Annotated in this window: 18 protein-coding genes and 1 tRNA gene; 13 read left to right on the top strand and 6 right to left on the bottom strand. The window is 59.3% G+C overall.

Annotation, left to right across the window (positions count from 1 at the left end):
• Positions 1-30: 30 nt before the first annotated feature.
• The gene (locus tag BLV09_RS03740; protein WP_433994378.1) at positions 31-801 is read left to right on the top strand and encodes an FAD-binding domain-containing protein; all 771 of its coding nucleotides are present in this window, start codon (positions 31-33) and stop codon (positions 799-801) included.
• Between the two features lie 72 nt (positions 802-873).
• Complete coding sequence (locus tag BLV09_RS03735) at positions 874-1,164, top strand: histone (RefSeq protein ID WP_146686357.1); 291 nt, start codon at positions 874-876, stop codon at positions 1,162-1,164.
• Positions 1,165-1,226: 62 nt separating this feature from the next.
• Here the strand turns inward: BLV09_RS03735 and BLV09_RS03730 are convergent, their stop codons facing one another.
• Complete coding sequence (locus BLV09_RS03730) at positions 1,227-2,105, bottom strand: DMT family transporter (protein ID WP_146686356.1); 879 nt, start codon at positions 2,103-2,105, stop codon at positions 1,227-1,229.
• A gap of 118 nt (positions 2,106-2,223) precedes the next feature.
• Positions 2,224-2,670, bottom strand: coding sequence for a hypothetical protein (locus BLV09_RS03725; protein WP_146686355.1), 447 nt, complete (start codon positions 2,668-2,670; stop codon positions 2,224-2,226).
• A 212-nt stretch (positions 2,671-2,882) separates the two neighbouring features.
• Between BLV09_RS03725 and BLV09_RS03720 the strand changes: the two genes are divergently transcribed.
• The 4 genes from BLV09_RS03720 (at position 2,883) to BLV09_RS03705 (ending at position 6,319) form a co-directional block, all read left to right on the top strand.
• Positions 2,883-2,959, top strand: a tRNA-Arg gene (locus BLV09_RS03720).
• A gap of 845 nt (positions 2,960-3,804) precedes the next feature.
• Positions 3,805-4,062 (top strand): hypothetical protein, encoded by a 258-nt coding sequence (locus tag BLV09_RS03715; protein WP_146686354.1) that lies wholly within the window; start codon positions 3,805-3,807, stop codon positions 4,060-4,062.
• A gap of 402 nt (positions 4,063-4,464) precedes the next feature.
• Positions 4,465-4,905: a hypothetical protein gene (locus BLV09_RS03710; RefSeq protein ID WP_146686353.1), complete on the top strand. Its 441-nt coding sequence runs from the start codon at positions 4,465-4,467 to the stop codon at positions 4,903-4,905.
• A gap of 184 nt (positions 4,906-5,089) precedes the next feature.
• Positions 5,090-6,319, top strand: a complete 1,230-nt coding sequence (locus BLV09_RS03705) for a hypothetical protein (RefSeq protein WP_146686352.1) — start codon at positions 5,090-5,092, stop codon at positions 6,317-6,319.
• Between the two features lie 79 nt (positions 6,320-6,398).
• On the opposite strand, the gene BLV09_RS03700 is transcribed toward BLV09_RS03705, so the two are convergent.
• A complete protein-coding gene (locus BLV09_RS03700; protein WP_100382350.1) occupies positions 6,399-6,662 on the bottom strand; it encodes a helix-turn-helix domain-containing protein in 264 nt (87 codons plus the stop codon).
• A 70-nt stretch (positions 6,663-6,732) separates the two neighbouring features.
• Positions 6,733-7,218, bottom strand: coding sequence for a hypothetical protein (locus tag BLV09_RS03695; RefSeq protein WP_146686351.1), 486 nt, complete (start codon positions 7,216-7,218; stop codon positions 6,733-6,735).
• 244 nt (positions 7,219-7,462) lie between these two features.
• Here BLV09_RS03695 and csgH point away from each other — a divergent pair, with 244 nt between their 5' ends.
• From csgH to BLV09_RS03665, 7 genes are all read left to right on the top strand, one after another.
• Positions 7,463-7,765 (top strand): curli-like amyloid fiber formation chaperone CsgH, encoded by a 303-nt coding sequence (gene csgH / locus BLV09_RS38710; RefSeq protein ID WP_433994377.1) that lies wholly within the window; start codon positions 7,463-7,465, stop codon positions 7,763-7,765.
• Positions 7,750-8,247, top strand: coding sequence for a hypothetical protein (locus tag BLV09_RS03685; protein ID WP_146686349.1), 498 nt, complete (start codon positions 7,750-7,752; stop codon positions 8,245-8,247). The genes csgH and BLV09_RS03685 overlap by 16 nt, the downstream gene beginning before the upstream one ends.
• A 33-nt stretch (positions 8,248-8,280) precedes the next feature.
• Complete coding sequence (locus BLV09_RS03680) at positions 8,281-8,583, top strand: curli assembly protein CsgF (RefSeq protein WP_146686348.1); 303 nt, start codon at positions 8,281-8,283, stop codon at positions 8,581-8,583.
• A gap of 45 nt (positions 8,584-8,628) precedes the next feature.
• Positions 8,629-9,519: a CsgG/HfaB family protein gene (locus BLV09_RS03675; protein ID WP_146686347.1), complete on the top strand. Its 891-nt coding sequence runs from the start codon at positions 8,629-8,631 to the stop codon at positions 9,517-9,519.
• A 513-nt stretch (positions 9,520-10,032) separates the two neighbouring features.
• Entirely contained in the window at positions 10,033-10,752 is a 720-nt protein-coding gene (locus BLV09_RS03670) for a lytic transglycosylase domain-containing protein (RefSeq protein WP_244548956.1), read from the top strand.
• A gap of 191 nt (positions 10,753-10,943) precedes the next feature.
• Positions 10,944-11,099, top strand: coding sequence for a hypothetical protein (locus BLV09_RS36965; protein ID WP_167558613.1), 156 nt, complete (start codon positions 10,944-10,946; stop codon positions 11,097-11,099).
• 179 nt (positions 11,100-11,278) lie between these two features.
• Entirely contained in the window at positions 11,279-11,527 is a 249-nt protein-coding gene (locus BLV09_RS03665; protein WP_146686345.1) for a hypothetical protein, read from the top strand.
• A gap of 68 nt (positions 11,528-11,595) precedes the next feature.
• Here BLV09_RS03665 and BLV09_RS03660 read toward each other — a convergent pair whose 3' ends face one another.
• Both BLV09_RS03660 and BLV09_RS03655 read right to left on the bottom strand, forming a co-directional pair.
• A complete protein-coding gene (locus tag BLV09_RS03660; protein ID WP_146686344.1) occupies positions 11,596-12,024 on the bottom strand; it encodes a hypothetical protein in 429 nt (142 codons plus the stop codon).
• Between the two features lie 147 nt (positions 12,025-12,171).
• The gene (locus tag BLV09_RS03655; protein ID WP_146686343.1) at positions 12,172-12,765 is read right to left on the bottom strand and encodes a hypothetical protein; all 594 of its coding nucleotides are present in this window, start codon (positions 12,763-12,765) and stop codon (positions 12,172-12,174) included.
• Positions 12,766-12,821: the final 56 nt, after the last annotated feature.

Raw genomic sequence — 12,821 nt, 5'->3', positions numbered from 1 at the left:
CAAGTACGCATCCGGCCCAACCAAGTTGCAATGTCTTGCCCGCGCGCGGACCTAACCTGCGCCTTGCGAGTTGACCGCCTGATGGCCAGCCAATCCGCTTCTCCCTGCATCGTCTGGTTTCGCGACGATCTCCGCCTCTCCGATCATCCCGCCTTACATGCCGCCGCCGAGACCAGTGCGGCGACCGGCGCGCCGCAGATCTGTCTCTACGTGTTCGACCAGGTGAGCAGCGCCCTGCAGAAAGGCCTCAATGCGATCGGGGCATCGCTGGTGCTGCGCAAAGGGGCTGCCGCGCAGATCATCTTCGGGCTGGCGCGCGCGACCACGGCTGGTGCGGTATTCTGGAATGAGATCACGCAAGCACCTCATCAGGCTCTCGCCGAAGAGGTCGCAACCGGCCTTGGGGAAATCGGCGTCGCCTCGAAAAGCTTTCCCGGCGATCTTCTGAGGTCCCCCGACCGATGGTTTTGGGATACGCCGGTTGATGCCGATGCCGGCAGCAATCCCGCGAACTGGCAGTGGGTCGCCGGTTCCGGCACCGATGCCGCGCCGTATTTCCGCGTCTTCAATCCCGTTCTGCAGGGCAAGAAGTTCGATCCCGACGGCGCCTATATCAGGCGCTGGGTGCCGGAGCTCGCCGGTTTGCCACCCACGCGGATCCATCACCCCTGGAGCGCTGCGCCGCTCGAACTCGCGAGCGCCGGCGTGGAACTCGGCAAGACATACCCGCACCCGATCATCGATCACAAGGCCGGCCGCGAGCGAGCGCTCGCCGCCTACGCCAGAGTTCGCAACACGTGATGCGAAGGCGTCTGTTTGACGTATTTAAGAATCTCGCTATCGTCTTAGCTTCGTTAAACCCTGGGGGATGATATGGACGACGATAAACCGGTTCTCGAACAGATGACCGACGCGGTGAGCAGTGCTGCGACTGCGACCACCGAAGCTGCCAAGACTGTGGTGAAGAAGGTCAGGAAAGCCGCCAAGAAGGTCGTGAAAAAAGTAGCGCCGAAGAAGGCCAAGAAAGCCAAGAAAACGGCGAAGAAGGCCGCGAAGAAATCGGCCAAGAAGAGCAAAAAGGCCGCCAAGAAAGTCAACAAGAGAGCCGCGAAAAAGACCGCCAAGAAGACCAAGAAAAAGAAGGCGAAGAAGTCGAAGCGCTAAATTTTTGGGATCGCTGAGTAAGAGCCTCGGAGTGAAAACCCCGAGGCTTTTGTTTTAGCGCGTCAGGCCCGCGCCAGCCGATTGACCAGAAAAACCGCGGCGGCGCATGCAACCATGCCGGCAATCGAGACCGGGTCGAGCCGCTCACCGAACAGCACATAGGCCATCAGGGCCGTCACCGCCGGCACCAGATAGAACAGGCTTGCGACCGACGTCGCCGCCGAGCGCCGGATCAGCCAGTACAACAGCCCGATCGATCCGATCGACAGCACCACCGCGAGCCAGATCACCGACAGCACGAACTCCGTGGTCCAGTGCACCACATTGCTTTCGAACAACCAGGCGCCGGTGGCAAAGAAGATCGCGACCGCGATGTACTGGATGAGATTGCCGGCGCGCCAATCGATGCCGCCGCAATATTGCCGCTGGTACAAGGTGCCCAAGGTGATGCTGACCAGCGACACGCCGGAAGCAAGCCAGCCCCATCCCGCCTCCCCGCCCATCGGACGGCCGTGCAGGATCAGCACCACGCCCGCGAGCCCGATCAACAGCCCCATCCACTGCAGCGGCGTGACGCGCTCGCCGAGCCAGCGATTCGCCAGGGTCGAGGTCAGGATCGGTTGCAGCCCTGGAATCAGCGCCGAGAGCCCGGCGGGAATCGAATGGGCGATCGCGACCGCGGTGCCGCCCAGATAGAATCCATGCACCAGGATGCCCGCGACGACGCTGTGGCCGACGCCGAACCAATTCGGCCATCGCGGCCGCGCGATCGCGGCAATGATCGCCAACAGGCCCACCACCAGAATCATGCGGATGGTGAGATAGGTCAGAGGCTCGGCATCGCGCAAAACGTATTTGGTGCCGATAAAGCCCGTGCTCCAAAGCACGACAAAAATCGCCGGCGCCGCGCGCGCGGCGAGATTCTCGAAATTCTTGTTCATTTGCAGCTTTGATTGCCCGAACAGACGCCTTCCGGCAACCATGAACGCTGCCGGACCAACAGCCTGGTCTCACATGACGAAAATCGCAGGAGCGCCCTGACTTGCGACCGAGTGGCGTCTAGAAGTCTTCCGGACAGGGATCGACGATCTTCCAGAGATCGACGCCGTTCTTGATCTTCTTCATTTCGGTGGTCAGCCCGCCATTGCGACGGATCCAGTCCTTCACCGTGTCAGGATAGTAGGACATCAGATCCGCCGTCCCCCCGGCGCTGGTGACCTTGATGCCGAACGTGAACGCCTTGTCGTAATAAGCCTCGTGGAAGCCGACGCTGGCCCGCGGCGTCACGCAGATCTTGTTCAGGGGTACGATGCCGAACACCAGCGTGCAGGCCGAGTTGCAGATGCCGTCGATGATCACGCGCTCATGGTTGTCGCGAATCCGCTGGTACTTGGCCTTGTACTCCTCGACATAGCCGCCGTGATCGCGCGTGATATGCAGGTCGGCGAGAGCCGGCGTTGCGGCCAGACACGAGAGCAACAGCAGGGCGAGCGATGTGATGCGCATGGATCGGTCGGGAACCCCGATAGAGCCTATGAAACGGTCGGCCGGCAATTGCGACCAGAAGGCACGACTCTGGCCATACTGTGTTGGGAATTCGTTAAGCATCTGAATCTAGGCAAAAATCGGTCTTTTGGGACGGATTTCCGCACTTTCCCGGAAGGGTCGGATTGACCGCTGCTGGCCCTGCCCGGCCAAGTCTGGTAATCGAGCCGCACGCGCTCGTAGCTCAGCTGGATAGAGCATCGGATTTCGATTCCGAGGGTCGGGAGTTCGAATCTCTCCGAGCGCGCCAAACAAAATCAACCACTTACAGCCGAGTCTGAACCTAATCTCTTCCCAGAAAATAAGCGCTGGGAAGCAATTGGTAAGCGCTATCGATGGATTCGCCCGATCGTGTTCGCCCCGCCCCGCGCGGCGCTGGGATCGCGAGCGCCTTAGCGCTGGTCGTAGGTCGGGAAACGCGGCGTCGCGCGATTGTGAGTCAGGCAAGCGGAAAACAGATACCGGAAGCACGTAAGCCCGGTGTAAGCCCGCGGCTCTAGTATCGCGTTCTCGCCAGCTACAGCGGAAAGCCACAGTCAGTCCGATGCAATTTCTGAAGGCGCTTCCCTGTCTGATTCTCACCGCTTGCTCGTCATTTGCGGACGCTGACCTTCCCCAAAAGGAAGATCCTGCGCCCGTCACTGCGTCATCCGTGCCGGATCTGCGGAAAGCTGCGGAGCAAGAAAACCTTGTCCCTCCACTGGAGGTCGCGGGGCCTATTGCAGCTAACCCAATTGAACCCGGTCCATGGCTCATTTGCTTGAGAAGCCGCTCACCCACAAACGCTGGGCGCCCGGCGTACGCCGTATTTTTCACGGACGGGAAATTCAACTCGGTACGTGCGGCTGCTGTCATCGACAATTGCGAGTCACAGGTCTTTTCGCCGATCGAGCTGGACATACCTAAATCTGCGGCAGCTTCGGCTTCACCGCCATCACCACCGCCGCCATCGAAGAAACGGCACCACGACCGCGGCGACAGCTGAAGGCCCGCAGCGCTCGCCGGCTAATAGGACCATCTGAAAATCACGATAAGGTAATTGGCGGAATTGAAGGTGCATTCCCATTTTCTCCTCACACGATGTAGGAGACGATGATGAAATTCGCATTGATCGGCGCTGCCGCTATCGCCGCCGCAGCTTTCGCAACGCCTGCGCTGGCGCAGGCCGTTATCTCAAACCCCGGCCGTTGCGCCCAGTTCTATCCGAACGCCAATTGCGAGAACTATGGACCGGGCAATCCGTATACCGATGGCGGCTATTTTCGCGATGACAGGTGGCAGAACGAGAACGCCATGATGCCGCATCATTCATGGCATCACGCCTATCGGCATCATCACCGCCAAACGAACTGACGTTGTGAACTGATTTTTCGAATTGCAAAGTCGTAAGGATTCGGCGCTTCGGTGAGAAAACCTGTTGGCCAGGCTTTCTCGACCGGGGCCGGCAGATTTAAGCACCGGTCAACCCGGAAGCCGCTGCGGTCTTGCTAGCGGCTTTTTTCATTCGCGCGTACAGCCTGCCGCTGCGATGAACGCTCTCGCCCCGCCTCGACCCAATGTGTGAGTCCGGTCACCTGATCCCCGATGTCGCACTCGCGGCTCTTCGGTCGTTCGATGCAATTCGGACACAGCCAGTTGCCGCCGCGAACGGAAAGAGCTCACTGTAATGTTGCTGTCATAATCGTGAGACAAGACGTCGCCAACCGGAAGCAGAACGCGTTCTGTCGACCGGATTGCGTGGAATGGCTTTATTGAATGAATCGGTACGGATATTCGATTTTCTGCGACGATATTCGCAACGAGGCGGGCGGCAAGCTCAGCTTCATCGGTTGCTACAACGGCGTCATTTTCATTTCGGGCCAGTTTCCGCTGGTGCTTCCGAAACTGTGTGTCCACATTCATATTCTCTCGCCCGCGTCGCAGCCGTTCAATTCGATCGCGGTGCGATGCTATCTCCCCGGCGAGGAAAAACCCTTTTTCGAAGAGCCGATTGAAACGCCCGAGCGTCACGATCAGACCGAGCTCGTGGCCAACTTGAAGACCGATACAGGCGCGCCGCTGTTTATCGTTGCAGCCACCAGCCTGATCTTCGCGCCGCTCGAGCTTCGCAGCTCCGGGCTGATGCGCGTCCGCGCCGCCATAGATGCCGATCAGGAATTGCGGCTCGGCTCGCTGCGGATCGAACACGCCGCCTGATTCAATAGCTCAGTAGTTGTCTGCAGAACGCGCACCTATCTGCGCGGGCGGTCGCGCGCGCGTAAACGTTAACAAGAGGTGAATCAAAACTGTCATCTGCTCGTTAGGTTAAGAATGTTTTAACGCGCGCCGAGGGCGGCGATACCCGCCGGCCCCGCTTTGGAAAACGAAGGAAGATTTCCTCATGAAAATGATGACCGCTTTGGCGCTCGTCCTCGCGAGCGCGCCGGCCGCCTACGCAGCCGGTCCGCTCGACAACGAGTCGTTCATCGACCAGGTCGGCGCGTACAACAGCGCGACCGTCTCGCAGAAGAACGGCAACAATGCTCAGGGCACCTTCCAGGCTGGCAAGGGCAACTCCGTCATCACCTCGCAGGTCACGAAGCCCAGCACGGCGGCCGGTTTGAGCGGCCAGAACAACTCGGGTAACATTCAGGTCGGCGTCGGCAATACCGCCACCACCACCCAGACCAGCACGGAGCCCAACTCGCAATTTCTGGGCACGCCCTTTGCCAACAACTCGTTCAGCGCCCAGTACGGCGTTCGGAACGACAGCACCGTCAGCCAGACCGGCGGTCAGAATAGCCAGGGCACGGTTCAGGCTGGCAAGGACAACGAGTCCGTGATCGGTCAGTCGGACAAGAGCGTTAGCGCGACGGGCGCTGCGAACACCTCGTTCACCGGCCAGTTTGGCGTCAACAACCTCGCCGCCACTTCGCAGAAGAGCGCAGATGGCACCAGCGATTTCGGCCAGTTCGAAAACGGGCACAGCAACGCGTCCGCTTCGCTGCAGATCGGCAACGGCAACGAAGTCTCCACCGATCAGAAGTCGGTGGGCGGAACAGGACTGGGCGCCTACAACGCGTCGGCCACGGTTCAGGTTGGCAACGGCAATATCGCCGAAGTTAAGCAGGGCGGAAGCGTCGGCGACGACGTCGCCACTCTTGCCCCGCAGACCAACGGTTCGTTCGTCGGCCAATTCGGCGCGAGCAACGGCGCCGGAATCACCCAGGCGAACGGCGGAAACACTCAAGCTACGTTCCAGTCCGGCTATGGGAACACCGCAACCGTCGACCAGAAGACCCAGGTTTTCGGTACCGGTAACGGCACCAACAACGCCGTGACCGCCCAGTTCGGCGTCGAGAACCAGGCAACCATCAAGCAGGCCATGGCTGTTCCGCTCGCGGCGGGCAACAACAACTCGTTCAGCACCCAGGTCGGCGGTTTCAACGTGGTCAACTCCGCGCAGACCACCGGCCAGCAGGCGAGCGCCGGCAACAACACGCAGGTTGCACTGCAGGTTGGCTACGGCAACTCGGCTACGGTTGCCCAGGCGACCGGCGCGAATGTTTCGAACACCTCGTTCACCGCGCAGTACGGCGTGCACAACACCGCGGTTGTTTCGCAGAAGTAATAATTTCAGGCGGCGGGCATTGCCCGCCGCCTGCTTTTCTTCCTACGCGTAAAAATGATCGAGCAACGCCCACTGCTCTCTAATCGCTCGAAGTCTTCGGCGCGATGATCCTGATCGGCTTGTGACCGATCGTCGATGTCATCGGCGCGATATTCTGTCCTGCCGCGTCTTCCGGGCGACGCAATTCAAACGTGATTTCGCGATCCAGCGCCCACGCAAGGTCGGCAAGCGAGCGCAAGGTTATTTCCACCTCGCCTGATAATTGCCGGTTGATGTTCGAGCGGCGGCTTTCAAGCCGGCGAGCCAGCTCCTGCTGGGTCAAGCCCGCGCCCTTCTCCTCCATGACAGCTCTGAGGAGTTCTCGGCGAACTCTTCCGATGAACCTGCCGGCCGTTCGGGATCGCGCGTCGATGTCAAACCGAAAGAACGTCATCAGGCGCAACTCCCCTTACACACAGCGTCTCGTCGATACCCAATTCGCGTCGCAGCCGCCGGATCGCGAGGCGATAACCCCGGTACAGATCATGGTCTTTGATTGTGTCAGCCCAATTGCCGAACACGGCAACAAAGCAATCCTTGGCCATGAACCAACCGAAGATACGAACATCCGGCGTCTTCAATTCCCAGACTGCATTTTCCTCAGCCCTGACGACGCGAAACTGTCTTGTAAAGATCAGATGCTCGCCACTCAAGAACGAATGAAAAAGATCGTCAACTTGCTCTGCAGCCGAAGTACGTCCGAGCAGTTGCGGCGGCTGCTCGCCGTTAAGGATCTCCTTCAGCCATCCAACAAATTGCGGCGTGCCGTAAAGCAGTCGCAGTGGTTGATCGCGAGCCGCGAGCTCGACGTCGATTTTTACAATCGCTCCATTGTTCACGAGGTCTGCGATGGTCGGCATGTGCTGAACAAGCAACGTTTCAGAGAAAAATACGGCATCTGGTGAAGCAAGTACTTACGCGATTTCGTTGTGATCCGCACTGTTACACAAGTGTCACGAAGGCTCTCTAGATATTTTGATCAAATGCGAACTGGCGCACGCCCGCTGTCAAAAAAGGGCAACCATGCGCCTCTACTCATTACTTCATCAAACGATTGCCGAGTGCGGTAATCATCCGAACTGAACGACGGACGCAAAGAGATCCATGACGGTATTGCCGCCCACCGGAATAGAATGTGTGATTCGGGCTCAGCCGGAAAAGGATTTCCTGCGGCTTCAGGCCGTCGTGCGATCCGATAAACCGGTTGCGGGACAGTACCGTTTTCTGATCGCCAAGCAGAGCTCGACCGGAAGCAGCAACAATATGCAGAGCGGCACATTCGCTTTGCAGGACCAGCCAGAACAGATTCTTACGACGCTCATTCTGGATCGCTCGGCCATAGGGCATTATCACGCCGAGCTTTCACTCCAATCAGACCGCGGGAGATTTACATGCACTTCGCCATGAAAGGCATCACGTCGCTACGAGCAGGATTGGCCGGCGCGCTGATGCTGGTCGCATGCCCGGCGGCGTTTGCGCAGTCGGCTTATATCACGCAGGCCAATCCCCGCTCCGGATTTGAATCGACAGCGGCTTCCCAGCCGACGCAGACGGTGCCGGTCTTTCAATACACACCGAGCCAGACGGCATTCGTTCCGACGCCGGAGATGGCGACGCCACATAACGGAAACATCGCTCAGACGCTTCAGATCGGAAGCTACAATCACGTCTTCCAGTCGCAATCCGGCGGAAACAATTCTTCCAATGTCGGAATCATTGGTGGCAACTCCAATAATGTCGGCGTGTGGCAGGGCGGCAAGGATCTGTCGAACCTTGCTCTGATCAACACGCAGGGTCTTTCAATCGGCGTCATCCAACCTCCCGGCTCCGCACCACTCAACATGCTGATCGCGCGGCTGCCTAACGGCGGCTTGTTGATCAAACGATAAAGTCCAGGGACAATTCAAATCGAGGGGCTTGTTATGCGTAAAAAGTATTTGGCAATTGCGGCGATCACCATAATCGCAATGAGTGCATCGGCACCCGCCTTCGCATCTGAAATGGTTTATCACCCGGTCAATCCGACATTCGGGGGCAATCCGCTCAACGGCAGCTTCCTGCTCTCTACGGCGCAGGCCCAGGGCGAGGGTGTCAAATCCGGCCAGCAAGGTCCGGATCTGTCCGGTCTCAGCAATGCATTGAGCAATATCGGTTCAGGCGCGGTTGTCATTGGCGGAACGGGCAACAACGGCACCAACAGCGGCAGCGGCGGCACTACCCCCTGAGACGAGAAGTCTGGCCGGATTCGAAGCTCACTGGATTTCAAAACAATGAACAGGTACTTCCGGGGCATCGCCGCGATTGCGATGCTCTCTTTCAGCTTGGGCGGATGCATCACCGGATCGGCTGACGATCCGCTGGCGCATGCAGCCACGCTCGTTCCCGACACCAAGACGGGTATCGTTCTCGAACACCTGCCCCCGCCGCGGCGGCAGCTGGACGTCACCGTCTACAACTTTCCGGATTTGACCGGGCAGAACAAACCGAATGACAATTTCGCGGAGTTTTCGCGGGCCCTTACGCAGGGCGGCAGCGCGGTCCTGATCGATGTGTTGACCAAAGCAGGTGGCGGTGCCTGGTTCAACGTCGTCGAACGCAACGACCTGCAACCGCTACTGCAAGAGCGCCAGATCATCCAGAATACCCGCACCGCTGCGGAGGGCGACAAGGCGCCGAGCCTGCCGCCGCTTCGCTTTGCCGGCATATTGCTGGAGGGCGGTATCATTGGTTACGACAGCGACGAGGCCACCGGCGGGATCGGCGCGAACTATCTGGGAGTTGGTCCGAATATCCAATATCGCCAGGACATCATCACCGTGGCGCTGCGGGCCGTCAGCGTGCAAAGCGGGCGCGTCGTGGCCTCGGTAACGACCACCAAGACGATCTATTCACTCCAGGTTCAAGGCTCCGCTTTCCTGTTCGCTGCCGTCGATCAACTTCTGCAGGCAGAACTCGGTTTCACCAAAAACTCCCCGGTCACGCTGGGCGTTCGCGAGGGCGTGCAGCTTGCCGTCTATTCTCTCATTTTCGAAGGCGTGAAGAATAATCTGTGGCAGTTCAAGGATAAGGCCGCCGGAGACGCGTTCATGATCGAGCTTGAAAAGCAGCGCAAGGCCACATTCATTCAAGCTAACTCGCAGGATGCCCCGAAAAAAAGCTAAGCGCTGACGGAGACTATCGTGTTGCCGGCCGTGCCTGCTGGGTCGCTGTATAACAGGCTTGCGATGAGGATGCATTCTGCGCGTTGCAAGTTACCGGAGCCGTCGGTCCCGTATTTTGGATCGGAGCACTTGTGGCTTCGGGCGTCGGCTTCTGGACTTTTGTGCCCGGTGCGACAAGGCCGCGGGACTGCTGAATGTACACTTCCGATAGAGCAAGAGTCGCGGATTGCGCAGTCGCGTTACCCGAAAGACCGGCCGGCAACATCGCAACGGCGATCCACATCCATGATCGTGTTCTCATCGCTCGGCTCTCTGCTTGAAAGATACATCGTTGGGAAGCGTGTCTTTACACAAGAAGACCGCCATGACGATAGCGCAATTTGGCCGGGCCGCAAACGCGATCCGCGAAGTCATCGTTTTGCGATGCGCGCCGCCTCCGCGCTCCGCGGCAGACTCTGTGTCTTGCTCGCAGCGGTCGCGCTTCCAGGCTCTGCGTTCTCGGCGCCGTTGACGATGGATGCAGCGCGCGTCGCCGACGGAGACGTTTCGATCGCCCAGGTGCCTGCGGGCATGACGTTGCATTTCGCCAGACGCCGGCCAATCGCCGCTTCAACGCATCCGCATACCCAGGCGGATGCGGCGCTGAAGAAAATGGCTGAGGATGCCGCGACGGCGCATACCTTGCCCGTCAATTATTTCCTGCGATTGATCCGGCAGGAGAGCGGATTCAACCCCGACTCCATAAGCCGTGCAGGCGCGCAAGGCATTGCCCAGTTCACGCCCGCAACGGCGTTCGCGAGAGGTCTGAAAGATCCGTTCGACCCCGCCGAGGCGCTACCAAAGTCCGCTGAACTTCTAAACGAGCTCAAGGATCATTTTGGGAATTGGGGTTTGGCCGCCGCCGCCTACAACGCCGGTCCTGAGCGTATCCGCCGGTGGCTCGCCGGCGAAAGCCAATTGCCGCAAGAGACGATCAATTACGTCCGCGTCATCACCGGGCATGACGCGGCTGATTGGGCGAAGTCAAACGACCTGGCGATCAGTCAGAACGCCGACGCGTTTGAGCTTTCGTCACGCGTACACGTCAGTCACCTCTCCTGGGAAACCCAGCTTCTGGCAACGCTTCGCGCCACATCGGTGGATGGATCCGCTATATCCGTAGCAACGGCTTCGACCAGCAAGACGGGAGAAGCATCGTTATGCTCACATTGCATCCTGCAATCGTCCTATTAGAGCCGGTTCGGTCCAGTGGAGTCGGCACCGAGTTCCCGGTTCTTGTGCTGGCGCGTTTTCTTCCCGCGAAGCCGATACCAACTTCGCCGGAAAACGCTATCTGTGTGACTTGGTTCACATCGCTCGCGCGCCACTGAAGCTACACCTGCCAAACCGACTCCGCTTCGGAGTCCTGGATTTGGAGGCCGCAAATGGCTGCTATCGCAAGGGTTCTCGCGTGGGCTTTACCCAAAGCGTCATTCGAGAGCGAAATTCTGAAGCAGCTCGCGCTGTTTTGCGGCGCCGGACTGTTGGTGTCGCTGCTCATGATGACCTACGGCCTGGATCTCAGCGCCGGCCTGTTCTAGCGGCCACGGCCCGTTTGATAGGGCCTTAAGCCGGTCGCGGGAGAAAATGATCATGCATCGAGCAACTCAATATGGCGCTGCATTTCGAGCGCGCCCTTTGAGCGGCGCTCATTCCATCGTCGCCTCTATTTCGCCGCGAGTTGCGATATCATGGGCTGATGATGCAGAAAAATATAACTATGACGCGGCTACCGGGATTAACACTTATCGCAGCTGGTCTGTCGTTGGCATTTCTGGTCGCCTTGACGCCTTCGGCCGACGCGCGCGGCGGTCATGGATCTGGCCGCGCTCTCGGCGGCGGCGGACTGCATGGCGCACAATTCGCAGGCGGCCACCGTCACGGCAATGATGATTACATCAAAGCCGCCTCGGAAGAGCGCGACAGATTGCTGAACACCCAAATCAAAAGCATCTGCCGCGGCTGCTGAGGATTTTAGCGGGAAGCTGAGATTGGGGCGCTGGGATTTCGCCGATTCATTCAAACCCGGCCAGTCGCCTACCAGAATCGATTACCGAAAAATCCAAACTGCGGCTGTTGCGCCACCATCATTGTCGGTGGGGCAACGTGCCTCTTCGCAATTTTACGCCTTCGTGGCTGCTTCGGTTCCGGCTTTTTCAGCTCGGGCGGCGTGAGTTGCGCAAATGCTTCCCGCGCGGTCGCCTGTACAGGAACTTCGGCGACTTTCGCCGGAGCCGCAATGTTGGTCTGGTTATTCGCTGTCTGCACGGGAACAATGGTCGGGGCGCTGGTGTCGAAAACCACCCGCTCCGGCCATTTGCGATCGCTGTGAATCCGTATCACGGGTAACTCAGCCGCTGTATTTACAGTCTGCGCATCCGGTAGTTGTGGCAATGCCGCGCTGACAACGAGCAGCAGCGCGAGCAACGCTCCGCCGACAAACAGGAAATATCGCGCCACGGGCATATCAAAAACGCTCCACCCGCGCGATCACGCGGCTTCACTCACAACTTGGGTTCAAGTAATTGGTTCCCGCCGGGTGCGCCAGGTTCAATACGACCCGATCGCTTCTTCGTGAACGAGGGCGCCCGCTGGTATCCCAGCTCGTTCTACTCAGATGTGGCTGGCGCTGACCAGCGAGCATCTGGCCTGATTGGCGTTAACGTTGACGAAGCCGATATGCAGGCGCGCGAAGGTTTTGCGGCTTTTCATCTTGACCGTGTCGTGGATCATGCGTGCGCGGTCGGTCAAATGGCTTCCGTCCCTGCGGCTGAACGCACAGGAAATCTCGATATCCTTGACCGCATAATCATTGCGGTTGCGGAGTGTGAACGTGACCAAGGCGTTGGAACCGAGCCCTCCCCGCCGCCAGCGCTGCGATGAAATCTTGAGACCGTCGATCGGCGCCGGCTGCTCGGGCACAATCTCCTCCGGATCGAGCGGAAGTCCATCCGGCGCGGTAGCCGTCGCCGGTGAGGTTGCCGGCTCAAGCAGGGCAGCCGCCACCAGATGCACGGGCTCGCTCACCACCGGATCGCCACGATGGCCGGACAGGAGCACCCATCCCCCGCATCCGGCAGCCAAGACGACTGCCAGCCCAATCAGTCCCGTTCTGAAGTGGTTGACCGGCGCCTTGTCCGGCCGGCCAAAGAAATGGCCGCCTGACGCGAGCCTGGTCCATTCGAGGCGATACAGCCCGGTGTTCATGGTCACCCCATCGCGTTGCGACGCGCGGCTCCAAAAACGACTGCCGATTGCGGGAC

This window comes from Bradyrhizobium canariense, assembly GCF_900105125.1.
GTDB lineage: Bacteria > Pseudomonadota > Alphaproteobacteria > Rhizobiales > Xanthobacteraceae > Bradyrhizobium > Bradyrhizobium canariense_A.
The sequence above is the reverse complement of the archived record's forward strand: the minus strand, read 5'-3'. Positions and strand labels throughout refer to the sequence as shown.